The 26,035-nt window shown below is 34.9% G+C and carries 24 protein-coding genes; 13 read left to right on the forward strand and 11 right to left on the reverse strand.

Annotated elements, in window-relative coordinates:
- Window positions 1-117: 117 nt before the first annotated feature.
- From B9T31_RS01405 to B9T31_RS01415, 3 genes are all read left to right on the forward strand, one after another.
- Window positions 118-843, forward strand: coding sequence for an outer membrane protein OmpK (locus B9T31_RS01405; protein WP_086180174.1), 726 nt, complete (start codon window positions 118-120; stop codon window positions 841-843).
- 82 nt (window positions 844-925) lie between these two features.
- Window positions 926-1,432, forward strand: coding sequence for a GNAT family N-acetyltransferase (locus B9T31_RS01410; protein WP_086180175.1), 507 nt, complete (start codon window positions 926-928; stop codon window positions 1,430-1,432).
- A 456-nt stretch (window positions 1,433-1,888) separates the two neighbouring features.
- Window positions 1,889-2,614: a phospholipase D family protein gene (locus tag B9T31_RS01415; protein ID WP_086180176.1), complete on the forward strand. Its 726-nt coding sequence runs from the start codon at window positions 1,889-1,891 to the stop codon at window positions 2,612-2,614.
- 128 nt (window positions 2,615-2,742) lie between these two features.
- On the opposite strand, the gene parE is transcribed toward B9T31_RS01415, so the two are convergent.
- Together parE and B9T31_RS01425 are read right to left on the reverse strand one after the other, a co-directional pair.
- The gene (gene parE, locus B9T31_RS01420; RefSeq protein WP_086180177.1) at window positions 2,743-4,623 is read right to left on the reverse strand and encodes a DNA topoisomerase IV subunit B; all 1,881 of its coding nucleotides are present in this window, start codon (window positions 4,621-4,623) and stop codon (window positions 2,743-2,745) included.
- 14 nt (window positions 4,624-4,637) lie between these two features.
- Complete coding sequence (locus tag B9T31_RS01425; RefSeq protein WP_086180178.1) at window positions 4,638-5,222, reverse strand: YqiA/YcfP family alpha/beta fold hydrolase; 585 nt, start codon at window positions 5,220-5,222, stop codon at window positions 4,638-4,640.
- Between the two features lie 205 nt (window positions 5,223-5,427).
- Here B9T31_RS01425 and B9T31_RS01430 point away from each other — a divergent pair, with 205 nt between their 5' ends.
- The gene (locus B9T31_RS01430; protein ID WP_086180179.1) at window positions 5,428-6,774 is read left to right on the forward strand and encodes an alpha/beta fold hydrolase; all 1,347 of its coding nucleotides are present in this window, start codon (window positions 5,428-5,430) and stop codon (window positions 6,772-6,774) included.
- 30 nt (window positions 6,775-6,804) lie between these two features.
- Here B9T31_RS01430 and B9T31_RS01435 read toward each other — a convergent pair whose 3' ends face one another.
- Window positions 6,805-7,302: a disulfide bond formation protein B gene (locus tag B9T31_RS01435; protein WP_086180180.1), complete on the reverse strand. Its 498-nt coding sequence runs from the start codon at window positions 7,300-7,302 to the stop codon at window positions 6,805-6,807.
- Window positions 7,303-7,319: 17 nt separating this feature from the next.
- On the reverse strand, window positions 7,320-8,897 hold the full coding sequence (gene gshA / locus B9T31_RS01440) for a glutamate--cysteine ligase (protein ID WP_086180181.1): 1,578 nt from the start codon (window positions 8,895-8,897) through the stop codon (window positions 7,320-7,322).
- 205 nt (window positions 8,898-9,102) lie between these two features.
- On the opposite strand from gshA, the gene B9T31_RS01445 reads away from it, so the two are divergent.
- The 5 genes from B9T31_RS01445 to B9T31_RS01465 all read left to right on the forward strand — a co-directional run bounded on the left by B9T31_RS01445 (window position 9,103) and on the right by B9T31_RS01465 (window position 14,297).
- On the forward strand, window positions 9,103-9,642 hold the full coding sequence (locus B9T31_RS01445; RefSeq protein WP_086180182.1) for a DUF924 family protein: 540 nt from the start codon (window positions 9,103-9,105) through the stop codon (window positions 9,640-9,642).
- 31 nt (window positions 9,643-9,673) lie between these two features.
- Window positions 9,674-10,231: a CC0125/CC1285 family lipoprotein gene (locus B9T31_RS01450; RefSeq protein WP_086180183.1), complete on the forward strand. Its 558-nt coding sequence runs from the start codon at window positions 9,674-9,676 to the stop codon at window positions 10,229-10,231.
- A 15-nt stretch (window positions 10,232-10,246) separates the two neighbouring features.
- Entirely contained in the window at window positions 10,247-11,551 is a 1,305-nt protein-coding gene (locus tag B9T31_RS01455) for a DUF445 domain-containing protein (RefSeq protein ID WP_086180184.1), read from the forward strand.
- Between the two features lie 96 nt (window positions 11,552-11,647).
- Window positions 11,648-12,802 carry a methionine aminotransferase gene (locus tag B9T31_RS01460; protein ID WP_086180185.1) on the forward strand — a complete coding sequence of 385 codons (1,155 nt, stop codon included), beginning with the start codon at window positions 11,648-11,650 and terminating at the stop codon, window positions 12,800-12,802.
- A 124-nt stretch (window positions 12,803-12,926) separates the two neighbouring features.
- Window positions 12,927-14,297, forward strand: coding sequence for an MATE family efflux transporter (locus tag B9T31_RS01465; protein ID WP_086180186.1), 1,371 nt, complete (start codon window positions 12,927-12,929; stop codon window positions 14,295-14,297).
- A 396-nt stretch (window positions 14,298-14,693) separates the two neighbouring features.
- Here B9T31_RS01465 and B9T31_RS01470 read toward each other — a convergent pair whose 3' ends face one another.
- Window positions 14,694-15,554 (reverse strand): SDR family NAD(P)-dependent oxidoreductase, encoded by an 861-nt coding sequence (locus B9T31_RS01470; RefSeq protein ID WP_086180187.1) that lies wholly within the window; start codon window positions 15,552-15,554, stop codon window positions 14,694-14,696.
- 475 nt (window positions 15,555-16,029) lie between these two features.
- On the opposite strand from B9T31_RS01470, the gene phoB reads away from it, so the two are divergent.
- Both phoB and phoR read left to right on the forward strand, forming a co-directional pair.
- Window positions 16,030-16,740, forward strand: coding sequence for a phosphate regulon transcriptional regulator PhoB (gene phoB, locus B9T31_RS01475; RefSeq protein ID WP_086180188.1), 711 nt, complete (start codon window positions 16,030-16,032; stop codon window positions 16,738-16,740).
- A 10-nt stretch (window positions 16,741-16,750) separates the two neighbouring features.
- Complete coding sequence (phoR, locus tag B9T31_RS01480) at window positions 16,751-18,118, forward strand: phosphate regulon sensor histidine kinase PhoR (RefSeq protein WP_086180189.1); 1,368 nt, start codon at window positions 16,751-16,753, stop codon at window positions 18,116-18,118.
- Between the two features lie 41 nt (window positions 18,119-18,159).
- On the opposite strand, the gene asd is transcribed toward phoR, so the two are convergent.
- From asd to pncB, 3 genes are all read right to left on the reverse strand, one after another.
- Complete coding sequence (gene asd, locus B9T31_RS01485; protein WP_086180190.1) at window positions 18,160-19,011, reverse strand: archaetidylserine decarboxylase; 852 nt, start codon at window positions 19,009-19,011, stop codon at window positions 18,160-18,162.
- Window positions 19,008-19,850, reverse strand: coding sequence for a sulfurtransferase (locus tag B9T31_RS01490; protein WP_086180191.1), 843 nt, complete (start codon window positions 19,848-19,850; stop codon window positions 19,008-19,010). Before B9T31_RS01490 ends, asd begins: the two co-directional genes overlap by 4 nt.
- Before the next feature lie 166 nt (window positions 19,851-20,016).
- Window positions 20,017-21,216, reverse strand: coding sequence for a nicotinate phosphoribosyltransferase (pncB, locus tag B9T31_RS01495; protein WP_086180192.1), 1,200 nt, complete (start codon window positions 21,214-21,216; stop codon window positions 20,017-20,019).
- Between the two features lie 346 nt (window positions 21,217-21,562).
- Between pncB and dtd the strand changes: the two genes are divergently transcribed.
- Complete coding sequence (dtd, locus tag B9T31_RS01500; RefSeq protein ID WP_086180193.1) at window positions 21,563-22,003, forward strand: D-aminoacyl-tRNA deacylase; 441 nt, start codon at window positions 21,563-21,565, stop codon at window positions 22,001-22,003.
- A 53-nt stretch (window positions 22,004-22,056) separates the two neighbouring features.
- On the opposite strand, the gene B9T31_RS01505 is transcribed toward dtd, so the two are convergent.
- The 3 genes from B9T31_RS01505 to serB all read right to left on the reverse strand — a co-directional run bounded on the left by B9T31_RS01505 (window position 22,057) and on the right by serB (window position 24,673).
- Complete coding sequence (locus B9T31_RS01505; RefSeq protein ID WP_086180194.1) at window positions 22,057-22,536, reverse strand: SCP-2 sterol transfer family protein; 480 nt, start codon at window positions 22,534-22,536, stop codon at window positions 22,057-22,059.
- Window positions 22,537-22,690: 154 nt separating this feature from the next.
- Window positions 22,691-23,029 (reverse strand): ciprofloxacin tolerance protein AciT, encoded by a 339-nt coding sequence (gene aciT / locus B9T31_RS01510; protein WP_086180195.1) that lies wholly within the window; start codon window positions 23,027-23,029, stop codon window positions 22,691-22,693.
- Window positions 23,030-23,452: 423 nt separating this feature from the next.
- Window positions 23,453-24,673 (reverse strand): phosphoserine phosphatase SerB, encoded by a 1,221-nt coding sequence (gene serB, locus B9T31_RS01515; protein WP_086180196.1) that lies wholly within the window; start codon window positions 24,671-24,673, stop codon window positions 23,453-23,455.
- A gap of 77 nt (window positions 24,674-24,750) precedes the next feature.
- Between serB and B9T31_RS01520 the strand changes: the two genes are divergently transcribed.
- The gene (locus tag B9T31_RS01520) at window positions 24,751-26,007 is read left to right on the forward strand and encodes a hypothetical protein (RefSeq protein WP_086180197.1); all 1,257 of its coding nucleotides are present in this window, start codon (window positions 24,751-24,753) and stop codon (window positions 26,005-26,007) included.
- The last annotated feature ends 28 nt before the right edge of the window (window positions 26,008-26,035 follow it).

The raw sequence follows: 26,035 nt of genomic DNA on the forward strand, positions 1-26,035 counted from the left end.
GCAATTTATAACATCATAAAGTTGAATCCTTTTTCAGCATTTTAATCATAATTTGGCTTTATTTTTGCTTAATAACCTGTATGATTTACACGCTTTTTTTGGGGAAATCCATCTTTTATGAAATTTTATCAATTTGCTACCACCCTAGCACTTTCTTCTCTTGCAACACTCTCCCATGCGGCGCCAATTTGGCAAGATTTTAACTTAGCTGCATTATATGGCAAAAATTATGCCCTTCCAGACAACATGCGTCATGACAACAACCAAACCACCATTACAGCTGAATATACAGCTAAATTAAAGTATGGTGATTTTTTTGGTTTCGTCGATCGTACTGAAAATGATTTTAGTAAAGATACTTACTTTGAAGCATCACCACGTTTAAGTCTTGGTGCTATCACAGGTAAAAAATTGGAACTTGGTCCTATTAAAGATGTACTGATCGCAGGAACATGGGAAGGTGGTAATAACTTTAATAATTACCTTTATGGTATTGGTTTTGATGTGGAAATCCCATATTTCCAATATGCGCAATTCAATTTTTATAAAGCTAAAAATGATTTAATTAAAGATGATTACCAACTCACATTCGTTTACGGCATTCCATTTAAAATAAGTAATGAAGAATTCCTTATTGATGGTTTCTTAGATTGGTCAACATCTACTTCAGACTCACGTAGCGAACTGAATTGGACAGGTCAATGGAAATGGAATTTAGGTCAACATATTGCGCCAGACACTCGCTTATACTTAGGTGTTGAGTATTCAAGATGGCATAATAAATATGGTATTCCTGGTCTAAATCAAAATGATGTGAGTGCATTAATTAAATATCATTTCTAGTCCTAACCTTTCAAAAAGCAAGGTCAAATCCTTGCTTTTAAGCCTGCCAAGCTCATCATCAAGCTATTTATTGGACTTTTCTATGTCATTCCTTATACGATCTGCTGAAAATCGGGACTTAACTGCGATTCAAGCCATTTATAACCCAGAAGTACTCAATGGTTTTTCAACATGGAATGAACAACCATTCGATTTAAAACATTTTGAGAACCTGCTGATTGAATTAAAAAATCAAAATTTTCCATTTTTGGTCGTCGAAGATACAGAAAATCAAAAAATTGCAGGCTATGCAGATTATTCTTTTTTTCGTTCTTTTACTGGATATCGCCACACCGTAGAACATTCAATTTATGTTTCACCTGAATACAGTGGTCGAGGATTGGGAAAATTACTACTCCAAAGTTTAATTGAACACGCACAGCAAAATAATATTCATGTCATGATTGCAGGTATAGATCATGAAAATGTAGTTTCAATTTATCTTCATGAAAAATTCGGTTTTAAGCAAACAGGATATATGCCTCAAGTTGGCAAAAAGAAAGGATTATGGCGTGATTTAGTACTCATGCAGTTAATGATAAACGCATAACTTTAAGGAGAGGTAAGAAACCTCTTCTTTGATTTTAATACGATCATTTATATTCTCGTTATGTAGTTTTTAAATGCTATGAATATAAAGTAAGTGAGAATTTTAATAACACAGCTCCTATTTTTAATACGTTTTATGACCATATTAACATCTCTCTCAGCCTGAAATGATCTCTGATATAAAGATGATAATAAATTTATTTTGTGCTTAAAATAATATACTTTGAAACTAATTTTTTTTGATGGATACCCTTAAACACTAGTTATACATACTAAATTATCTTAATCATTACATATTTAAAAGTTACTACTTTCATCTAATATTTATTACATTTTTTTAAATAATTCAATAACATGGTATTTTATTGTGCTATCTATATTTTTGTTTGATTGCGCGTAGATAGCGATATGTTAAAAAATTATTTTTAAAGTTATTAAAATATTTTAGGGGAAATAAATGTCTCAATTTTTAAGTTCCAAAGAAACTCATTTTTGTCTTGAAGACTTAATTAAAAATGCTAAAACACAGCTCATTCTCATGAGTCCTTATCTACAGTTAACTACTTTAATTAAAAAACTACTGATCAATAAAAATCATTCAAAAGTTAATGTTCATATTATTTATAGTAAAAGTGACTTACACCCAGATGAAGTGGAATGGATACTTCAATTAGATTATGTCCATTTAAGTTATTATAAAAATCTGAATGCAAAATGCTACATGAATGAAAATGAATGCATTATTTCAAGCTTAAACTTATCTGAGTTTAATCAAATGAATAATAATGAAATGGGAATATTAATTCATAAATATGAAGATCATCATGCTTATAAAGAAGCTTATGATGAAGTTCAAAAAATTATATGTCGTAGCAATACAGTTAATATGACATTAAACAATTTAAAATCAGAAATAACCTTATCGGAGGTCAAAAAAACTCAGGATCCTCCAAGTGCATCAAAGCTAACAACCTCTAAACTTGCTGCTAAACATAAAGTTAAAACATCTAATTTACTCGAAACCTTTGCTGTAAAAGGCTTAATTACGCTTAATGAGAACAATAAATATCATTTAACAAATTTAGGTAAATCTTATGGCGGAGAATTCAAATCTAGTCAATTTGGTGGTTATTTTATTTGGCCTGAAAATATGAATATTTTAAGTTCGCAGGAAGTCTCTTAAAGAGACTTTTATATTTTGAACATGATACTTAAGCCATTATAATTTCATTCAAAAATAGAAATGGTAAATATTACTTCAGACTTTTAAAAGCCCATACATGATGGGCTCTATTTGATGATTTAGTGTGGTTATAGCGTAATATCTGCTAAATTACCTTTTTGCTCTAACCAAAACTTCCGATCAGAAGAACGTTTTTTTGCAAGTAATTTATCTAACAAACCTGTTGTAAAATGACTATCGTCTAGATCCAGTTGTACCAAGCGTCTGGTGTCTGGATCCATTGTTGTTTCACGTAACTGACTTGCATTCATTTCACCCAAACCTTTGAATCGAGTAATCTGAGGACTCTTGGTTTTACACTTTTTCAAGATAGATGTTAGTTCATCATCGTCTAAAGCATAATGTACATCTTTAGCATCATCAATTCGATACAAGGGTGGCATAGCAACAAATAAATGCCCCTCTTCTACTAAATTTGGAAAATGTTTCACAAATAATGCGCAGAGTAAGGTTGCAATATGTAAACCATCAGAATCTGCATCTGCCAAAATACACACTTTTCCATAACGTAATTCAGATAAATCATCTGAACCTGGGTCTACGCCTATTGCAATAGCAATATCATGGACTTCTTGTGAAGCCAAAACCTCATCTGAAGAAACTTCCCACGTATTTAGAATTTTTCCACGAATCGGCATAATCGCTTGGAAATTTTTATCTCGCGCTTGTTTTGCTGAACCGCCTGCTGAATCCCCTTCGACAATAAATAACTCAGATTCTTCTAAGGTATGCCCAACACAATCTGCCAATTTCCCAGGTAATGCAGGACCCGAGACAATTTTTTTACGCTCAACTTTTTTAGCAGCTTTTAATCGTCGACCTGCTTTAGAAATGACCATTTCAGCCAATTGCATCGCAATATCTGAATTTTGATTTAACCAAAGTGCAAAAGCATCTTTCGCAATATTCATCACGACTGCTGAAGCTTCTCGACTAGACAAACGTTCTTTAGTTTGTCCTGAAAACTGTGGTTCTTGAAACTTCAAAGATAAAATAAAATTAATACCATCCCAGACATCATCTGCGGTGAGTTTTAAATTACGAGGTAATAAGTTACGTAATTCACAAAATTCACGAATCGCATCGGTCACACCAGAACGTAAGCCATTTACATGTGTTCCACCTTGTGCCGTTGGAATTAAATTCACATAACTTTCTTGAATTTGCTCACCACTTTCTGCATTCCAACAGATCGCAAAGGCCGCACTTGCCCTCTCAACTTCACCATTAGCTACAAAAGCTGGTGAAGGTACAATTTCACGACCTTCCAACTCATCCATTAAGTAATCGACAAGCCCATTTTCAAATTGCCATACAATTTTTTCATTGTTAATTTGATCAATATACGTAATTTCTAAGCCGGCTGCCAAAACTGCTTTTGCTTTTAAATTATGTTTAAGTACTTTTAATGCAAACTTTGGAGAATCAAAATATTTAATTTCTGGCCAGAATTGAACAGTGGTTCCAGTTGCTCGTTTTGGTGCTTTACCTTCTAATACTTCCAGACCAGAAATGGCTTCACCGTGCTCAAAAACCATTTTGTACAGGTTTCCTTGGCGTTGAACTTGAACCTCTACTCTTGTAGATAAAGCATTAACGACTGAAATTCCTACACCATGCAAACCACCAGAGAACTGATAATTATCGGTACTAAATTTACCACCTGCATGAAGTTTAGTTAAAATAATTTCTATACCACTCTGACCATATTCAGGGTGAATATCAACAGGCATACCACGACCATTATCTTCAACAGATAAAGATCCATCCTTATATACCTTCACTATAATTTTATTTGCATAACCAGCTAATGCCTCATCCACAGCATTATCAATCACTTCTTGAGCCAAATGATTTGGCCTTGAGGTGTCTGTATACATGCCTGGGCGGCGACGTACTGGATCTAAACCAGATAGAACTTCAAGTGATTGAGCCGTATATTGAGACACGTGTTTCGGTTTCCTTATTTTATATTGTCTGACAAAAACTGAATAATCATGGGAATTTTTTCTTCAAAATTATCCATTGCATGATTTCCACCCATTTCAGTAATTAGCATAGACTGATGTGTTGTTAGACTATAATACCGCTGTGCTTCACGATAATCCAAAATTTCGTCTTCTTGTTGTAATAATACCAATAGTTTGCTTGCATCTTGCACAAATGGTACAGCAAGTTTCTCTAAATCGTTTAATTGAGCTTCATCTAAAGTCCAATGTTCTGTTACTTTAAACGGTATTTGTGTTTTTCCATATAATTTTCTAAATAATTTCCAAGGTTGTATTGCAGGATTAATTAGCACAGCTGGAATATTATAATCACTTGCCAATTGTGTTGCATAAAATCCACCTAAACTACTTCCAATGAGAACAACACATTCTAACTGTTCTATTTGCTGTGATATTTTTTTTAAGGTTAAAATTGGTGGCATATTTAAATCAGGTAAATATAACTGATGCTGTGTATTTTTTTCAATGTAAGACCTAAGTAACAACCCCTTCATTGAATTTGGATTGCTCAAAAAACCATGCAAATAGATAATATTCATATTTTGACTACAGAAAATTTTAAATTACAAGCCGTAATTTCATAATAAAAATCCTCTTTTATTTGCACATCTAAAAATTAAAGTTTATATAAATAGAATTATATTCTTTAATATAGTGAAAATGCGTAAAAGATAATATCAATTTTAATATTTTAATCATCAAACAAAATAAAGTGTATCTTCAAATATAGGATGCAAAATCACAATGCCAAGTTTAACACCTCTCCATGAAACATATTGTAAATGGGATCATACACCACCCAGCCAAGCTGATGTGCTTGAAGGTATTTCACAATTAGTCAGCACGCCTCTTAATGATGCTGTGAGAGATATTATTCAAACCGTTCAAGGTGAAATAGCCGTCAATGTTCTTGGACTCAGTTTATATAAAATGCAACAATTACAAAAAAAAACGTATATTCAAAAATTTTATAGAATTTCCTTCGATTCTTTGCAAAATTATGGACATTATTTTATTGCACCAGGGCTACGCCATATTATTGCAAAGTTTCCTAAACTACATAACAAGCCATTAACCCCAAAACAACATCTATTTCTCGGTGCTTTAAATGGAATTTTAGGTGATTACTTACTTGAAAAACATAATCCCATTGGTTTACCTATGACACTATATGACCATTATGGTTGCCTACAACATGGGGAGCTTACGGGACATATTGTGATCTTTATTCACGGTTTATGTATGACTCACCTAGACTGGTCGCATCAACAATATGGCGATATTGGAGAAAAACTTTTAGCTCAGCGTGATCATAACACCATGTTATATCTTAATTACAATACAGGACGACGAATTTCTGCAAATGGACATAGCTTAGCGAACATATTAGAAAATTTGGTTTTAAAAAATCCTAAAATTACGGAAGTTAGCTTAATCGGGCACAGCATGGGAGGCTTAGTTGCTCGCAGTGCTTTATTTTATGGAAAACAGGGTATTCATCAATGGATTCATCACGTAGAAAACTTAGTCTGTATTGGATCTCCACATCATGGCGCCATGCTAGAGCGCTTCAGCTTTAATTTACAAGATAAATTAGGACGACTCCCTATTATTAAAATTATTGGGCAAGTAGTGAATGTCCGTAGTAATGGAATTTTAGATTTACGCTACGGCAGTGTGCGTGATGATGACTGGGAACACAATCAAGCGCGTATAGGTTCTTTAGAAGATAATCGTAAACCCGCTCCTTTACCAAGCCATGTGAATACCTTCTTTATTGCAGGTACAATTGAGCATAAACATAAAAATAATCCAACACGAAAAGTCATTGGCGATTATTTAGTAAGTATCAAAAGTGCATTCGGTGAACATCCAGATCCTAAATTTTATTTAAAAGTTCCAATGTCACATAAAGCTATTTTTTATGGTTTAAATCATTTAGAAATTCAGTATCACCCGCAAGTGGCTGAACAAATTGCACGCTGGTTTTACCCTGCTAAAACTGAAAGAGAAAGTGAATCTATTCTAGAATATATTATTGATATAGACACAGCGAAAGAAAAGATTTTACTTGATCAAAAGCACATTTAAAAAAAGCCAACACATGTTGGCTTTCAATGATTAATGAGAATATCGTCTAAAGAGTTGCCATATACTTACAATAGCAAGCAAGCTAAAAAATACCAAAGACCAAACAGGCAATGATTGCCCTAAGAATGTCCAGTCAACTGCGGCACACTCTCCAGAACCTTGTAGAACTTGCTGAAAAACAGACTTTAAAGGCAAGGTATCTAACCAGTAATCTAAGCCTGGTCCGCAACTCGGAACTTGATCGGGTGGTAAATTCTGTAACCAGACATGGCGAGCCGCTACGCCAGCAGACCATAAAATTCCAACTGTACCTAAAAATGTATAACTACGCTTAAATACATTCGAAATAGGATTATGAATGAATGCAATTAGAGAGAAAAAGCCTAATGCAATTAACCCAATACGCTGAAATATACATAAAGGACATGGTTCTAAGCCTTGCACATGTTCTAAATACAAGGCAAATGCCATACCTATGACACTCGCCAAGAATAACAAACCGCTAACGAAGCGATAACTCCACTGCATCGATAACCTCTTAATTTTTATCTATAATCAGTAAGGTATTCTTGAAATGTCTTACTGGTATCTTTTTCAAGTTGTTTTTGATTTTGAATAGAAATTTCTGCAACTTCATCAAAATACGCCAAAGTTTCAGGGCTTAAAATATGCGCATCATAAACTGCAGCATGCTGAGCAGCTAGATGGCTTCCTAAACCCCATGTTCCACCATGTTCTAAAGTTTCTTCAATCACACTAATAGATAAAGTTTCATCTACATCATGCGCTCGTGTAAGCATCGTTTGCAATGCCTGAACATATAGTTCTGTTTGATATGTTCCATCTAATAATTCAGCTAGAGGTTGCATCTGTTCAAGATGTATCTGAAGCCATTCTTTTACAGCATATTCGTGATTATTCTCTAAAATTTTAGCATTCGGAGCACGACCGCGGTTCACAATTTCTGTTTGGTTTTGTTCAATTTGGTTTTGTTCATCATCGAGTAGTTCTGGGCTATCTTTGAGTAAACAATATAATGCCAATACCTCTAAAAAGCCTGCTGTAACATCATCAATCCCAATAGGACTATATGGGTTCACATCTACAGCGCGTAATTCTACATACCCTACACCACGATTTTGTAGTGCTTGCGAAGGTGTTTCTCCATCTTTAGGCACTTGCTTCGGTCGAACTAAACTATAATATTCATTTTCAATTTGAAGTACATGATCATTGATTTGAGTCGGCTCACCCTGCGCATTTTCCAGTCCTAAACGACTGAATCGTTTATAAGGTGTTTTAACTGCTTTTTGTAAACCTTCTAAATAACCGGATAAATGATTGTAGTGAATACCTAACTCTTTTTGTGCTGAGTTTTGATAACCAAAATTTCCCATTCTAAGTGCAGTTGCATAAGGAAGGAATAAGGTTCCACTTACTAACGGTAATAAATGATGTTCACGTCCAGTCATAAAACACTTACACACTGACGGACTTGCACCCACTAAATATATGACCAGTGGTGTTAAACGAATAAAATTACGAATTAAACCAAAATAACGATGACTACGATAATCTTGTAGAGATAATGCTTTTAATTGTTCATCAACTTCATGTTCTTGAAGCTTTTCAAATAATTGATCTGGAAATGATAAATTATAATGTACACCAGAAATCGTTTGCATTCGACGACCATAACGAATGCCTAAACCATGACGATATAAAGTTTTAAAACGACCAATATTTGATGTGCCGTATTGAGCTAAGCGAATATTTTCCTCTGCATCATCTAACATACACGGCATGGACAGTGGCCATAATTTTTCACCGTTTTCTAAATGACGATGTGCAACCGCATGTATATCTGTTAAATAATGTAAAACTTGCTCAATTGTTTCTTGCGGTGGAGTAATAAACTCCATCAATGCTTCAGAATAATCTGTTGTAATATGAGGATGTGTTAAGGCTGAACCTAAGGTTTTAGGATGATCCGCTTGTGATAAAAAACCATTACTTTGCATCCTTAAACTTTCACGTTCAATGCCACGTAACATACCGATGAAGTGAGAAGAGTCCACCCAGCTTGGTAAAATATTTGCAATATTAGTTTGGGGTTGACTCATTACAATCTCGCTTTTTAAAAGGAACCATTAAAACCATCTATTGATTTAAATTGACCATGATATTTAGGTGACAAATTACAACTAGAAAGTCATTTAGGCAAATTAATTCAATTGTTTTTTGAAGTTTTTATCACAAACTTACTCTATAAGACAGAATGAATTTGTGATTTCATTGGCAATATACAAGTAATAGGTTGTAAATATTATGGATTATGAGCATATTCTAGCATTTTGGTTTCATCCAGATACAGTACCTTTTCATTTCACGCAAAATAATATTTTTGATCAAAGTATTCACGATAATTTTCATAAAACTCATCATCAAGCGAGTCAATGTGAGCTATGGGAATGGCGCAACACAGCACAAGGGCGTCTTGCTGAAATCATTATTTTAGATCAATTTTCTAGAAACTTATATCGTGATTCACCACAGGCATTTGCGCAAGATTCTCTTGCCTTATGTTTAGCTCAAGAAGCCGTTGCATTAAAAATAGATCAGCAACTCTCACCCGAGCAGTGTGCATTTTTATATATGCCTTTTATGCATAGTGAATCTAAACTTATTCATGAAAATGCTTTAAAATTATTCACAGCATTAGGTAATCAAAATGCCTTAGAATATGAAAGAAAGCATAAAGTCATTATCGATCATTTTGGTCATTATCCGCATCGAAATGAAGTTTTAGGTCGTATTTCTACTGCTGAAGAACTTGAATTCTTAACTCAACCCAATAGTCGGTTTTAGTCTCCCCCCTTTACCTACAAAGGAGTACAAAATGAAAAAAATAATCCTCGGGTTACTCATCGGTACTGGTCTTATCATCAGTGGATGTACAACCCTCTCCAAGCCGTTGACTTTCAATCAATTAGGACAGTTTACAAGTCTGCCATTAAACAGCAATATTTTTCGTATTGGTTTTCAAACGAATGCAAATATCAGTTATGGTTCAGCTGAGGAAATTGCATTATTAAAGGCGGCTCAAACGACTGTTCAAAATGGGTTTCAATTTTTTAAAGTAATGAGCGATCCAAGCAACACAGTGCAACAACCAGCACGTCAGGCAGTGGTATATCCTGCTCCAGTGTATTACCCACCTAATTATTACCATCGCTACCCAGGATACTGGTCAGATCCATTTTATAATATGCCACAAGTCATAAATGTAGAACCAGCTCAAGTTGCCTATACCATTGAATGCTTTAAAAATCAAAAAACGGCACCAAATGACGCATTTGATGCAGCACTAATTTTGAAATCTTTAGGACCAAAATATGGACTAAGCCCAACAGGCGAAGTATTACAGCCATCAACTCAAACACCAACTAAAAAATAAAATTTGGACAACCATATGACCATAGAGAGATCAAGCTCGCCTAATCTACAACGGAGTAAAAAACTTGCAACAATTGCATTAATTGTTGCAATAGTGGCGTGGTTTGCTCTCATTCTAAGTGTTAAATTATGGCCCGAATATTCATGGATCATCCATATTTTAATGCTTGCAGCAGAAGCAGGTGTCGTAGGTGGTTTAGCAGATTGGTATGCCATTACGGTATTATTCCGTAATCCTTTTGGTAAAATTCCAATTCCTCACTTTTTACGTGATCATACTGAAATTATTCCACGTAATAAAACACGCATAGCCGAGTCTATGGGGCATTTCGTACAAGAAAACTTTCTATCTCCACAAATTGTAGAAAAAAGTTTAAAAAATACTGACTTATCTTTAGCCATCGGAAATTGGTTGGCTCAAACAGAGAATAGTCAACAAATTACAAAGATGATTCAGCAAACAACACCGAAAATTTTTGAGTTTATTGGGCAAGAACAAATTAGTCATTTTATTCAAAGTAACAGTGTACAGTGGGTTAAAAATACGGAAATTAATATGCTGAGCAGTGAAATGCTACGCGCAGTATTAGACAATGATTTCCATCAAGATGTGCTACAACGAGGACTTGATCTCTTACATGACTGGATGTTAGCACATCCACAAAAAGTTCAAGAATTGACCAAAAAAATGTTCAAAGAATTAGGCGTATGGGGTTTAGCGAAAAGTGCCAGTTGGTTCGGGTTTGATATGCAACAACGCTCCATTGATTCATTTATTCAGAAAATTGAATCCATACTTGCAGATCCTACACATCCTTGGCGCATTCAAATTGAAACCTATGGTCAACACCTGATTACACAGCTCACCGATCATGAAAGTGAAACAAGTAAAAAATTGAATCAGACTAAAAATGCACTGCTCGATAGCCCTCAAGTTCTCAACTTTATTGGTGGTGCCGTTGCAATTTTATGTACTGCAATCAAAGAAGATTTAGAAAAACCAGATTCAGGTATAGCACAAAACATTCGCATTGCCATTCAACAAGTAGGGCAAAATATTATTGAAAATAAGAATGTTAGAATACTCTTGAATGATAAATTTAGCCATGTTGCGATTTCATTGTCAGACCAGTACAGCGAGAAAGTAATTCGTTTTATTAGTGAACGTATTCATGAATGGGATTCTCGTGAAATGATTGATAAGATTGAAAATGAAGTTGGCGGTGATTTACATATGATTCGCGTCAATGGGGTTGTTGTTGGTGCAGTGATTGGTTTAACACTTGGAATTATTCGTGCAATAATCGATCTATTGTTATAACCTTTTGATCTTCATTTACTTATCTAAAATATTGACAAAATAATATAATCAACTCATGTTATGTTTAAGGTACTTTTACGCCTTTTAATTCACGCTATGATTGAAATTCATTCTAAACTTCCCTCCCAAGGCGTCACTATTTTTAGTGTGATGTCTGCACTTGCACAAAAATTAAATGCATTAAATCTATCTCAAGGGTTTCCAGACTTTCCTGCTCCCGCTGCTTTACTTGAAGCACTGAGTCAAGCAACATTGAATGGTCATAATCAATATGCCTCTGGAGATGGTCTATTCAATTTAAGAGCATTATTAGCACAACAGTTTTTAAAACGAGATCATATTCAGCTTGATCCCCTTCAAGAGATAACGGTTACACCAGGCGCAACCATTGGTATTTTCAGTGCAATACAAGCAACTGTTCATGCGGGTGATGAAGTTATTATTTTTGATCCAAGTTATGATAGCTACGCTCCAAGTGTTCAACTGGTCGGTGCAAAAGCAATTCACATTCCGCTTCAAGTACCTCATTTTCATGTAGATTGGGATCTCGTCAAGCAAGCAATTAATGAAAAAACACGAATGGTGATTGTAAATACGCCTCACAATCCAACGGGTTCAAGTTGGTCAAAACAAGATTGGTACAATTTAATTGATTTAATTCAAGATAAAAATATCATCGTCCTATCTGATGAAGTCTATGAACATCTCATCTATGATGGTCAACAACACTACTCAGCATTATCATTTCCTGAATTACGTCATCGTAGTTTTGTAGTAGGTTCTTTTGGAAAAACGTTTCATGTCACAGGTTGGAAAACTGGGTATTGTATTGCTGCACCAGAATTAATGACCGTATTTCGTCAAATCTATCAGTTTGCCAATTTTTGTGGTGTAACACCCATTCAAATCGCACTTGCACAATTTATGCAAGAGCATCCTGAACACATTGATGAGTTGGCAAATTTTTATCAAAATAAACGCGATTTATTTAATCAAGGTATTCAGAAATCTCGATTTTTATTTACGCCATCGCAAGGTACTTATTTCCAAAATTTAGATTATTCGCAGATTAAACCAGAACTCAATGATGTCGACATGTGTCAATATTTAGCAGAGCAGCATGGTATTGTTGCTATTCCTGTTTCTGTGTTCTATCAAAAACCACCGTCGAACTTAAAAATGATTCGTTTTTGTTTTGCTAAAAAAGATGAAACTTTAATTCAGGCAGGCAAAATTTTATCTCAAATTTAAGTCTCCATTTTAGTTTTATTCAAATTTAAACTTCATGCTGATCATGCACGCAATTTTTAGCTTTAATTTGTGTTAGTGTATGGTCACTTTAAAGTATAAAAATGTAATAAATTGGATATCATGAATGTCGTTAAAACAGCAACCACTTGTTAATCAACCTAACCTTTGGAAAACCTTTTTCGTTTTTCTTCTTCCTCTGATAGCGACAAATATTTTACAGAATTTATCGGGTACGATTAATACAATTTTTGTTGGACAAATGCTCGGTGTTCAAGCAATTGCTGCTGTTTCCGTCTTCTTTCCTATTTTATTTTGCCTCATGGCTTTTGTGATTGGTTTATCTGTAGGTGCAACCATTTTAGTCGGTCAAGCTTGGGGTGCCCAAGACCTTGAAAAGGTTTACGACATTGTTGGATCAACATTATATTTAACACTCATTGGCGGAACAGTAATCGCCATTTTGAGTGTTGTATTTGCTGAACCTATTTTAGTGGCTTTAGGGACAGATCCAAGTGTTCTTCATCTATCCCTTTCATTTGTGCAATGGATGTTAGCGAGTAGTCCTCTATTATTTATATATATTGTTTACACGTCTATTTTACGTGGCGTAGGCGACAGTAAAACACCTTTATTAGCGTCAACAATCACCATTATTGTGGGAATGATTATTACACCTGTTTTAATTGCTGGACATTTTGGATTCCCCAAATTAGGGATTATTGCACCAGCTATTGCAACAGCAATTGGTTTTTTTAGTGTCCTCGTTTTTTTAGTCATCTATTTGAATAAGCGAGACCATCCTTTAAAACTCAATATGCTACTCATTCGTCGTATTCGTTATCAGCCCCAGCTCATTAAAGCCATTTTACACTTAGGTGTTCCGACTGGTATTCAAATGGTGACCACTTCATTTGCTGGATTAGTCATTGTTGGTTTAGTCAATAAACATGGTGCAAATGCAACCGCCGCTTATGGTGCAGTCAATCAAGTATTAAACTATATTCAATTTCCTGCATTATCTATTGCGATTGCAGCTTCAATTTTTGCTGCTCAAGCTATTGGAGCAGGTAAATCGGATTTATTGGCGAAAGTTACTCGCACCGCATTAAGTATGAATATATTGTTCACAGGGTCATTAGTGATTTTAGCTTATTTATTCTCTAAATATTTAATGGCTTTGTTTATTACAGATTCTCATGTAATAGATTTAGGACAACAACTTCTATTTATCGTTCTGTGGTCACTTCTCTTTTTTGGCGCAAGTGCAATTTTTGCATCAATTATGCGCGCAAGTGGTACGGTTACTGTTCCAATGATTATTAATATTGTCGCAATTGTTGGAATAGAGCTTCCATGTGCTTATTACTTTAGTGAGTGGTGGGGACTAAAAGGAATTTGGTACGGATATGCTGCAGCATTTGTCAGTTTGTGTTTAATGCAGGGTTTGTATTACCAATTTGTTTGGAAAACAAAAACCATCAAAGCGCTTGTTTAAATTTATAATATCTTTTCACCTATTTTAGAATTTTCATACTGCATTAAGTAAATTTAAATACCTATTTTGAAAGCTATTAATCATTCAATATTAATAGCTTTCAATCTAAATAAATCTTCTCAAAACTACCCTTGATAACCCACAGAAACTGAACCATTAAAACTGTGCTTCAGAAAGCTTCTTTAAATCAATGTATTTCATCCGTAGGTTATACGTGAATACTTACAATTCTACGGTATAAATAACAAGCAAAAGGTCGGCTGTTTTTGATTTATGAATGAAATTTTTTAACTAAAAACTTTACAGATCCACTGATTATTAATTCTTATTTTTTATAATATTCCCCCCTAGCTCCACTTTTAAAAAGATAAAGTTAGAGGAAACTATTTACAAATATTAATTAATTTTTTTCTGCCCAGTACCTTTCTTTTTTCTAATAGTTGTCGCCAATTCAATCACTTTTTGATAGTGTGTCGGCAAAATACGTTGGATCAAATCAAGTGCTTTAGCATCATTTCCAATTAATAAACGTCGTTTATTTTTTTGTACTGCTTCTAAAATTTGACGAGCAGCATCCTCTGGTGGGCATCTCAATAATTTATTAAATGATCTTGTTGCTCTTTCTGGATCTACTCCTAATGTTTTTAAGCTACTATTTGACCGTGCAGAATTCGCAATATTAGTTCGGATACCTCCAGGATGAACACTTAACGCACTTACTCCACTGTTTTCTAGATCTAATTCTTGTCGTAAAGATTCAGTAAAGCCGCGTACTGCAAATTTTGTTGCGTTATACGCAGATTGTGTTGGCTGAGCCATTAAACCAAATAAGCTTGATATATTAATAATATGACCATCACCCGTTAATTTAATTAATGGTAAAAATTCTTTTGTGCCATAAACTACACCCCAGAAATTAATATTTACTATCCATTCCAATTCTTCATAACTTTCACCTTCTACTGTCGAAGCCAAAGCAACACCCGCATTATTAAAAATCATATTCACCCCCCCATGATCATGTACGGTTTGCTCAGCCCAATGTCTGACCTCTTCTAATTTGGCTACATTTACTTTTTGAATCGTCACATTCACACCAGAGGCTTTCATGCGTTCAAGTGTTTCAGCCAAACCTTGCTCATTGACGTCTGCCAATGATAAATGACAACCCTGTTGAGCTAAAAGAATTGCTAACTGTTGTCCTATCCCTGAACCTGCTCCCGATATTGTAGCCACCTTATCTTTAAAATTTTTCATTCATTATCATCCAGTTATTAAAAGTATTATTCGCCTTGAGATTCATCATATTCTATTTTACCGTGCAGTTTATTGTCCTTTAGTGACTCATTCGATCAGCATAAAATGGATCATTTTATCTCTATAAACATTTCAAAATTAATTTCATAAATTATGTGATTAAAATATTAATTATTTCGAATATAAATCAAAAAATTTAAGGAACTTTTTATCTTCTTTTTTATTATGTTGCGCATGAAATGAATTAAAAAACAGAAATCAAAAAAATATAAGCCAAATTGCAATATGTTAAAAAATTCACATAAAATAATAAAAGATTTATTTATAACACGATATTGGTGTAAAATTTGCCATATATTTATTTAAAAAAATCAATTCCTGTACCTTTTGCAATGATATTGTCATAATTAGTCTTTGTAATAAGCCTGTCATAAATAGAAAACGGCTCACCGTTAACAATATAGGGTATTGCTTTGTGAAAGATGACTATATATTAATCGTCGATGACGAACTTCCAATTCGAGAAATGATCCATACCTCTTTAGATATGGCAGGATTTCATTGTTTACAAGCAGAAGATGCTAGACAAGCGCATCAAATGATCGTTGATCAGCGTCCGTCATTGATTCTTTTAGATTGGATGATGCCTGGCGGTATTAGCGGTGTAGACTTATGTCGCCGACTCAAACGAGATGAAAGTTTTTCCGAAATTCCAGTGATTATGTTAACTGCACGTGGCGAAGAAGATCATAAAGTTCAAGGTCTAGATGCTGGTGCAGATGATTACATGACGAAACCTTTTTCTACACGTGAGTTAGTCTCAAGAATTAAAGCTGTGCTCAGACGCTCAAATGCACTTAATGGCGAGAAAACCATTGATGCAAATGGTTTAATTCTAGATCCAGTTAGCCAACGCGTAAGTTTTGGTCAAAGTATTCTAGAAATGGGTCCAACAGAATATCGCTTACTTGCCTTCTTCATGACACATCCTGAACGTGCTTACACACGTGCACAATTATTAGACCAAGTTTGGGGTGGTAATGTGTATATTGAAGATCGTACAATTGATGTCCATATTCGACGCCTACGTAAAGTTTTAGAACCTTTTGGTGCCGATCGTTATGTACAAACTGTCCGTGGTACAGGATATCGTTTTTCTACTCGAGCAGATGTTGCATTAGGTTAAATGTGTTGTTATGTATGAGCCCTACCCAATTCCAGATCTTGCACGCGACCATAAAAAGACTCGATACAGTAGTTTATGGGCGTTTGCCAAACAAGATCTTAGGCTCCTTGCACTCTTTATTGTCATTGCAGGATTAGTTGGATTTGGAGTTGGTTATCTTGGCATTTGTCTCTTAGCCGCTTTTGGGGCTTTTTTTGCCTTACAACTTCGATCATTGTATTTAGTCAATGATTGGATTTCTCATCGCCCTTATGATGTTCCACCTAATTTAAATGGAATTTGGGGAGCATTATTATTTAATGTTTATCGTGCACAGCGCCAAGAACGTATTGTACAAGCTGAAATGGTCGGACTCATCGATCGTGCACAATCATCTCTGATTGCCTTAGATGAAGCTGTTGTTTTAATTGATGATAATCATCAAATAGAATGGTGGAATGTTGCAGCGGAACGCTTATTAGGTATTCAATCCTTAGATCGTGGTCGAAATATTTTAACTATTTTGCGCCAACCCACATTTATTGAATATTTTAATCATATCGATCAATATCCAGATGGCTTAAAAATTAAATCATCGATGCAAGATGAACATTATGTACAAGTGAAAATGACTCGTTTTGGTAGTGAAAGTCGTTTATTAGTCGCGCATGATGTTACCCGTATGCATAACCTTGAACAAATGCGTAAAGATTTTGTTGATAATATTTCACATGAATTACGTACTCCCTTAACTGTACTCAGCGGATATATTGAAACATTCACAGATCAAGAAGATATTAATCCTCGCTGGAAACGTGCATTCGATCAAATGCAATCTCAAACACGTCGAATGAATGCATTAGTCAATGATTTACTTCTATTATCACGTTTAGAAAATGAAAAAAGTATCGCTAAAAATCAAATTATTGATATGCCTAGTTTAATGAATCAACTCTTTGATGATGCGCAAGCCTACAATATAGATTACGGCCATACATTAAACTTAGATATTGATAGCCATTGCGATTTAATTGGTTCAGATATGGAGCTTGCAAGTGCATTTAGCAACTTGATTACCAATGCAATTAAATACACTCCCAAAGGTGGAACCGTCACCATTGGTTGGCATGATGACGGTGATCAAGGTTACTTTACCGTTGAAGACACTGGTATCGGTATTAATCCTAAACATTTACCCCGCTTAACGGAACGTTTTTATCGTGTAGACAGTGCACGTAGTCGACAAACAGGTGGGACAGGATTAGGTTTAGCAATCGTTAAACATGTACTCATGCAACATAATGCCCACTTAGAAGTTGAATCTAAAGAAAATCAGGGCTCTATATTTAAAGCTGTTTTTCCTAAAGAACGTTTATATGACATTGCAACACAAGCATAAAAAAAGCACCTGAGGTGCTTTTTTTATGCTTTATAGATGATTTAAATTAAATGCCCTAAAGCTTTACCCATTTCTACTTCAGTGGTTGCCTTAAAAGCATCATCCCACTGCATTTTATTTTCTTCAAACAAAACAATTGCTGTAGATCCTAGATAAAAGCGTCCTAACTCTGCACCTTTTTCTAAAAATAAATCATGCTGATTTACTTCTAAACGACCTGTCGGTTTTACTTTACCTGTTGCGACGGTCTCAATTCCAGCAACAATCATCGCACCAACCAAAACAACAGCCATACGTCCCACAGACGTATCAAACAAACAAACCATTCGCTCATTACGGGCAAATAGTCCTGGAATATTTTCTGCAGTCGTTTGATTAACTGAAAATAACTCTCCAGGTACATACAATGTTTCGGTCAATGTTCCTGCAAATGGCATATGTACACGGTGATAATCTTTAGGTGATAAATACACTGTAGCAAATTGGCCATTTTTAAATGGTGCAGCCAATTGAGGATCTGCGATCAAATGATCAACTGTAAATTTTTGACCTTTTGCTTGAAAAATATCTCCACTTTCAATAGTACCAATTTGAGAAATTGCACCATCTGCAGGTGAAATAATACTTTGAGGATCTGCATCAATTTCACGAACCCCATTTTTTAATGAGCGCGTAAAGAAATCGTTAAAAGATTTAAATTTTAATGCATTCGTCTGTTCAGCAATGGACATATCAATGCCATATTGTGCTTTAAACGCAGAAATAACCACATTTTTTATTAAAGGATTTTCACTTGCAGCCAACTTTCCAACAACACGTGATAATTGATGTTGTGGTACAACATTTTGTGCCTGAATGAAAATCTGTTTTTTTAAATGTGATGCAAAACTCAAGATGGTGACTCCCCTGTAATGATAGGACTATCGAGGCGATTGCCCCATTCACTCCACGCACCATCATACGCTTGAATGTTCCAACCTAAAAGGCGTCCAATAATATAAGCTAAACCTGATCGATGATGTGACTGACAATACACCACAACAGGCTGGTCTAAATTGAAGCCAAGTTGTTCCAAACGCTGCTGAATACGTTCTAAAGAGTGCAATTTTAAATGATTTTGACGATTAAGGGCAGTACTCCATTCAAAATGTAATGCACCCGGTATATGTCCACCTTTTCTTGCAGCTAAACGTTGCCCTTTATACTCATCCGCTGTTCGGCAATCCCATAATTGTACTTGTTGAAGATTTACTTTTTCTAACAGACTGTCATATTCAATTCTATAAGTCGAATCTAATTGAATAGGTAATAAATTTTCAATTGGTTGAACTTTTTCAGTCTCTGATGATGTCGGTAAATTTTCACCTAACCACGCATGAATCCCCCCATTTAACAAACTGGTATTTTTGAAGCCTAAGCAATGTAGATTCCAAATTAAGCGTCCTGCCCAAGCACCACCTTCATCATCATAAGCAATAACATGATGATCGGGTGAAATATTCAAATAACGTACCAAAGCTTCTAAATCTTCTTTTTCAGGTAATAAACCCGATGTATGTTCTTCTTGTCGAACCAATAATTTAGGCTGTACATGAATCGCATGTGGAATATGAAGTTGTTCATAAACAGAACGGCGACTTAAATCTACAATACGTAATTTTTCATGCCCAAGATAGGGTACAAGTGCTTCAGCTTCAATCAATAATCCGAAGTTAAATGTAGGAACAGTCATCTTCTTATCATATATATTAAATTAATTCTTTTAATCTTATCACAGTTATATTTTACCAATAATGCTTTAAAAAAAATTCATTAGCAAAATATAAGATATAAAAATATGTTTATTCAAAAAAACCAAATTTATTCAATTTGGTTTTTGGCATTTATTTCTTTTAAATTTATTCTGTAATCTCGAATACCTGCTTTAAATAAGCTAAGAAAGTATCGTTATCTGTCATCGTTTTTCCAGGGCTATCTGAAATTTTTGCAACAGATTGACCATTACATTCAACCAGCTTTAATACAATATTCAAGGCAGTTTGCCCCATATCATTGGTCAAGTTGGTTCCAATACCAAAACTGACTTGAAAGCGATCTTTAAAATATTGATGTAATGCCCATGCTTTATCGATATTTAAACCATCACTAAACGTTAACATTTTCGTTTTACTGTCAATTTTTAGCTTTTTATAGTGGATATATGCCTTATCTCCCCATTCATATGGATCACCACTGTCATGACGTAATCCATCAAATAATTTGGCAAAATACAGATCAAAATCACGCAAAAAAGCATCCATTCCAACGACATCAGTCAAAGCAATTCCTAAATCACCACGATACTCTTGTACCCATGTTTCTAAAGCAGATTTTTGGAAATTTCTTAAACGAACGTCTAACGCTTGAAATGCTTGCAAAAACTCATGTGCCATAGTACCAATCGGAGTAATCCCCAACTCTTTTGCCAACAGCACATTACTGGTTCCCCGAAATACCTCAGGTACAGCTAAATGAAAAGATTGAACCACATGTTTTTGCCATTCAAAACTATAACGACGACGTGTACCAAAATCTGATATTAAAAGTGGAGGTTCTGTTATTTTTTGCTCTGTTTTATACTGCTGAATTTGTTTAATTTTTGCTGTAAGACGACGCTGACCCTCTTCTAAAACTTCTGCTGTCCGTATTCGCCTAAAATATAACTCATTCACAATCGCTAATACAAATATTTCAAACATCATCGCTTGAACCATAGGGCCTTCGACCCAAATGTCTAGACGGCCTTGTTCATCAACACCTGCTTTAATAAAACGACGTTTAAGTTGAAAAAGTTCTAAATAGTCGACAAAATCACTTTTTATAAAACGTAAGCTACGTAAATATTTTAATTCATCTTCTTTATATTTTAATTCACAGAGTAAATCGAGTTGCTGATTCAATTCATCTAAAATATCAACGAGTGGATAAGCTGTATCTTCAAGATTACGACAGCGAAAGTGATACACACTATGCGTTTGCGGAAATTTATGCAATACCACCTGAAGCATTGTAAATTTATACAGATCCGTGTCGAGTAACGATTGAATTATGGATTGCATGTTCTACTCATAAAGATATCCTTAACACACTATAAAAAATTAATTCTTAAATGCAAATAAAAAATGCTATTGATATCGTTTTAACACTTTTAGCTTATATTTTGTTTATTTTTTATCTCTATTAATTTTGAACCTGAAACTTTAACCCTTGATCATTCTCTCTACCATTTTAACAACAGATGGTAAACAATATGCTGAATAGATTCCGTTTGCCTCTATCTAATCAAATTTCATTTTTTTCAATTCTAAAGATATTTAATTTCAGTTTTAAAACCTGATAACTTTTGTACCCTTAACTCTCGTTTTGCTACAATCATGCTCGACAAAATATTATAAACGGTAAGCTATGCGCGCATTATTACAACGGGTTGTTGAAGCTAAAGTCATTGTCAATAATGAAGTTACAGGTCAAATCGGACACGGAATTTTAGTTTTTTTAGGTCTTGGAAAAGATGATAATCTAGAAAAGGGTAAAAAACTGATTGATAAAATATTAAAATATCGTTTCTTTGATGATGAGCAAGGGAAAATGGGCTGGAACGTCAGCCAAGCCAATGGTAGTGTATTAATTGTTTCCCAATTTACATTGATGGCCCAAACACAAAAGGGTTTACGTCCAGATTTTGGTCCAGCAATGCCTCCATCAGAAGCAAAAGCACTCTATGAAGAATTAGTTGATTACGCTCAATCTTTATTTCCCAATATTGAAACAGGCATCTTTGCTGCTGACATGAAAGTACATCTCATTAACGATGGTCCAGTCACATTTAATTTAGAAATTGAATAAACCAATCTTGAAAAGCCCTCATAAAAATAGAGGGCTTTATTTTTTATTTAAAATTAGCGACCTGTTTTACTTTTAATAAATTTACGTGCTACTGCAATTTTCTCTTTCACAGGTTTCGGTAATCTTGGTGGAATTAATTTGGCAGCTTGATTGAACCAAACCAGTAAACCAAAGTCACCTTCCATTTTAATCGAACCATCTTGCATGCCTGCCATGAAAAGAGAAGCATCACCTTTAATCAAGGTTTTTACACCTTGCTCACTATCTGCAAATTGCAAAGTGAAGTCTGCAGGTTGCGAATTTCCTGATGCAGTACTGATATGTCCATGATCAACAATAATTTGACGAGCAACACCTAAATCCGTTCCAATTTGAATGCGAAACTGACGTTCATGAACTAATTCGATAAATTTAGGATTCGTACGAGAAAGTTGTTTCATACGTAGCACTAAACCCGCAACAAGAAGATCTAATGGATCTGTACTAACGTCAATTAATGGAAGTTTCACGACAGGGATCGAAGAAAGATTCATGACAGTTAAGCCTATTGTAATTTTTAAAAAGTAAACATGAACATGCTACCACAGCATTCTAATTTTTTAGCTTAAATTTGTACGACATTCACTACTTTAATGCAAAAAAAATGTACGCACTCGTACATTTTTAACGCTTTATTTTCAAATATTATTAGCGACTAGAATATTGTTGACTCTCATCTTCATGTACAGGCGTGTGTTCAATATAATGTCGTTTTGCTGTAGCTGTACGTTCTGCTTTACGGTCTTCTCTTATCAGTAATAACGTCATGCATATCATTGCAAAACAAATTGCAGATAAATAACTATATGTTACTGGCCATTCAAGAACCACTTGCACGCTATATCGAACTGATTCAAGTAATCCCCAAAAGATCATGCCCGCTAACATAAAATTTAACCACCGACGATAAGGAGAAAAGAAAACAGCAATCAAAGCAGCGGCCAATAAGCTTAAGCCCAATATACTTGCTAAATTCGCTGTGGTCATAAAAACCTCCATTAAGCTGGACAGAATACAATTTTAATCTTTCATTCCACTCCTCTTATTACTTTTTTTAAATAATAAGACTGGGTTTGTCTAACGCTTACCAGTGCATTATGATCAGTTTTTATAAGAAAAAAAGAGCTGTATTTTTATTAAACGACATATCTTGTCGCTATATTATATTGTAATTACATTTTTTTACTGATCGAGATTATGAAAAATCAAGTCACTCCTATATTCGAGTGTCATTACAAAAAAATACACCGTATTTTTTTACTGAAAAAAAAAATTTTCAATCCTAATTATTGTTGATTTATATTCTTATGTGACATCTCCATCATCTTTGTTTTTACGACATTTTTAAAAAAAAGTGTGACTAATTAGCCACACTAATAAAAACGATGTATCGCTGATGCAAGAAGTTCATCATGCACGTGTTAGATCTTTATCATGTACCCCTAATAAATAAAGAACACCGTCTAAGCCAACACTTGAAATTGCTTGATTTGCATTTTGTCTAACCAATGGTTTTGCTCTAAAGGCAACCCCTAAACCTGCGATTGAAAGCATAGGTAAGTCATTTGCTCCATCACCTACTGCAATTGCTTGCTCTAACGAAATGCCCATTTCTTCAGCAATTTGTCTCAATAAGAATGCTTTACGCGCGCCATCAACAATATGACCTTTAACTTCACCAGTCACTACCCCATTTTGTACATCTAAAATATTGGCATGAACTTCATCAATTCCAAGTTTTGTCTGTAAATATTCGGCAAAATACTGAAACCCCCCAGACAAAATTGCAGTCCGATACCCCAAAGCTTTTAACGTTGAAATTAAATATTCTGCTCCTTCGGTCACTGTTAAGCGCTCCGCTATTTTAGGAAGTACAGATGCATCCATTCCTTTGAGTAAGGCAACACGCGCTCTAAAACTTTGTTGAAAATCTAACTCACCTTGCATAGCGCGTTCAGTGATTTCAGCAACTTGTTCACCTACACCAGCTTGTATTGCTAATTCATCAATGACTTCTTGCTCTATAAGGGTTGAGTCCATATCAAAACAAACTAAACGTCGATTACGACGATAGATATTATCTTCCTGAACAGCAACATCTACATTTAATTCACTTGATAAGCTCAAACATGCTGCACGCATTGCTGCTGCATCCAACATTTGCCCACTTAAACCAAACTGTATACAAGCACGTTTTGGTTTCGTTGATGACTCATCTAATGATGGGCGTCCAGATAATCGTGTTACTGTTTCTATATTAAAGCCTTGGCTAGACACAATTTTTGTGACAGCTTGTAAATGTTCAGCCTCTAATTCTGGAGCTAAAGCAGTCACAATATAACGAGTTCTACCACCTTCATTGACCCATTGTGCATAATCTGATGTAGATATTGGTTTAAAACGCACTGTTAAGCCAATTTCATGTGCTAAAATCAAAATATCCTTCATGGCTAGGGCTGTTGCAGTCTGATCATCAGATGATACAACAATACCTAAGGTCAGCTGATTATGTATCACAGCTTGACCTACATCGAGGATTTGTAAGGATTGAGCGGACAAAACCTGCATTAATCGGGTGAATTGATTAGGTTGGTCGGGTCCTAAAAATGATATAAGAATGATTTCTCGCATGAATTGACTCTGGTCTGAGCTACAACTATTGTAAGAATCATAATCGAAATTCAGTAAAATTACTTTGGAAGTTTACGTTGAATGCGCCTAGACAAGGGCTATTTGCTAGCCTATTAATTGTTAGTTTTATTTTGCAAACCTTTATTTTGGTTCTTGCAACAACTCATCAGTTAAATGAAAACCGTGCCAATCAGGGACAATTGGTTACGAGTCAATTGGTTACCGATAGTCTTTCTGAACTTGAACCTGCAAATACAGTATCGCTTGCATTACTGGTGGATCGTTATGCGACAAATCCAAATATTGCCTCAATTCGAATTTTGAATGCAAATAATCAAGTGCTTGCAACTGGTGGAATGTCAAAAACACGCCCAGGTGAGATATTCGTTCGTGATGCTTTACTGAATGAAAAGAAAATTGGTGCAATAGAAATTACGTTAATTAAGCCAAGTATTGGTGAAATTTTACGTACTCAATGGTTGGCAATATTGGCTTCATTCATCATTCATGTTCTACTTTGGTTAGCTTACCGCGCTATTGCTCGTCCAAGTCGGACAGAATATTTAGCACGTATTAATAACGAAGCACGTCTTAAACATGAATTACAAACACTTACTCAGGCACTAGAGCAAGAAAAACACAATACAGCCGTTGCAATCGCACAAGTTCAACACAATACACCTCCAACATTAAAAGTCACCAAAGATCTATCATCTGAATATCAAAACGATCATCATCTCGCACTGAATATTCAGTTCTATGATCCGAAACAGCTTTTAGAAACTGTAACTCCCTCTGTATCTATTCCTTATTTTAATCTTTGCCAAATTTTCTTAAATAAAAGTATTGAACGCTGTGTTCAACATTATAAATTGAATTGCTCAGATCTTAAGACCATTCAAGCCTTTTCTACTGATGGTGCAATCATTTCAATTCCTGCCGATAAGCCTGATGCAGCTAAATGCTTAACGATGATTAGTACTGTATTTCAACTCCTTTCTGAAGTGCTCTACAAACGTTATCGTGAAGATAAACGCTTTGTTTTACAAACACGAAGCGCGGTTTCAAGTAGTGTGGAATCTATGCAACTCTCAGCGGCACAGGCAGCGGTACGTTTAGCAACTCAGCTCTCAGCAAAAGAAAGTGCTGTTCACTTATCAAACGAATTATTAAAAACATTGTCTAATCATTATGAGTTGATGAGTTTACCGTCTCCAACCAATGTACTCACTCGTCATGCTTTTATGATTAATGGAATGGATAGTGAATATGCCGAGTTGGCTCAAAATATTCGTACAGAAATTTTAAAAGCGAAACAATCTAAAGCCTCTTAAAAAAAGTGAATAATAAAAGCCTGCAAAT

The organism is Acinetobacter sp. ANC 4558, from assembly GCF_002135375.1.
Classification (GTDB): domain Bacteria; phylum Pseudomonadota; class Gammaproteobacteria; order Pseudomonadales; family Moraxellaceae; genus Acinetobacter.

What these genes read in the sequence shown, in the direction of transcription:
- B9T31_RS01405 (WP_086180174.1), top strand. Translation starts at nt 118, where the DNA reads ATGAAATTTTATCAATTTGCTACCACCCTAGCACTTTCTTCTCTTGCA.
- B9T31_RS01410 (WP_086180175.1), top strand. Translation starts at nt 926, where the DNA reads ATGTCATTCCTTATACGATCTGCTGAAAATCGGGACTTAACTGCGATT.
- B9T31_RS01415 (WP_086180176.1), top strand. Translation starts at nt 1,889, where the DNA reads ATGTCTCAATTTTTAAGTTCCAAAGAAACTCATTTTTGTCTTGAAGAC.
- B9T31_RS01425 (WP_086180178.1), bottom strand. Translation starts at nt 5,222, where the DNA reads ATGAATATTATCTATTTGCATGGTTTTTTGAGCAATCCAAATTCAATG.
- B9T31_RS01430 (WP_086180179.1), top strand. Translation starts at nt 5,428, where the DNA reads ATGCCAAGTTTAACACCTCTCCATGAAACATATTGTAAATGGGATCAT.
- B9T31_RS01435 (WP_086180180.1), bottom strand. Translation starts at nt 7,302, where the DNA reads ATGCAGTGGAGTTATCGCTTCGTTAGCGGTTTGTTATTCTTGGCGAGT.
- gshA (WP_086180181.1), bottom strand. Translation starts at nt 8,897, where the DNA reads ATGAGTCAACCCCAAACTAATATTGCAAATATTTTACCAAGCTGGGTG.
- B9T31_RS01445 (WP_086180182.1), top strand. Translation starts at nt 9,103, where the DNA reads ATGGATTATGAGCATATTCTAGCATTTTGGTTTCATCCAGATACAGTA.
- B9T31_RS01450 (WP_086180183.1), top strand. Translation starts at nt 9,674, where the DNA reads ATGAAAAAAATAATCCTCGGGTTACTCATCGGTACTGGTCTTATCATC.
- B9T31_RS01455 (WP_086180184.1), top strand. Translation starts at nt 10,247, where the DNA reads ATGACCATAGAGAGATCAAGCTCGCCTAATCTACAACGGAGTAAAAAA.
- B9T31_RS01460 (WP_086180185.1), top strand. Translation starts at nt 11,648, where the DNA reads ATGATTGAAATTCATTCTAAACTTCCCTCCCAAGGCGTCACTATTTTT.
- B9T31_RS01465 (WP_086180186.1), top strand. Translation starts at nt 12,927, where the DNA reads ATGTCGTTAAAACAGCAACCACTTGTTAATCAACCTAACCTTTGGAAA.
- B9T31_RS01470 (WP_086180187.1), bottom strand. Translation starts at nt 15,554, where the DNA reads ATGAAAAATTTTAAAGATAAGGTGGCTACAATATCGGGAGCAGGTTCA.
- phoR (WP_086180189.1), top strand. Translation starts at nt 16,751, where the DNA reads ATGTATGAGCCCTACCCAATTCCAGATCTTGCACGCGACCATAAAAAG.
- B9T31_RS01490 (WP_086180191.1), bottom strand. Translation starts at nt 19,850, where the DNA reads ATGACTGTTCCTACATTTAACTTCGGATTATTGATTGAAGCTGAAGCA.
- pncB (WP_086180192.1), bottom strand. Translation starts at nt 21,216, where the DNA reads ATGCAATCCATAATTCAATCGTTACTCGACACGGATCTGTATAAATTT.
- dtd (WP_086180193.1), top strand. Translation starts at nt 21,563, where the DNA reads ATGCGCGCATTATTACAACGGGTTGTTGAAGCTAAAGTCATTGTCAAT.
- B9T31_RS01505 (WP_086180194.1), bottom strand. Translation starts at nt 22,536, where the DNA reads ATGAATCTTTCTTCGATCCCTGTCGTGAAACTTCCATTAATTGACGTT.
- aciT (WP_086180195.1), bottom strand. Translation starts at nt 23,029, where the DNA reads ATGACCACAGCGAATTTAGCAAGTATATTGGGCTTAAGCTTATTGGCC.
- serB (WP_086180196.1), bottom strand. Translation starts at nt 24,673, where the DNA reads ATGCGAGAAATCATTCTTATATCATTTTTAGGACCCGACCAACCTAAT.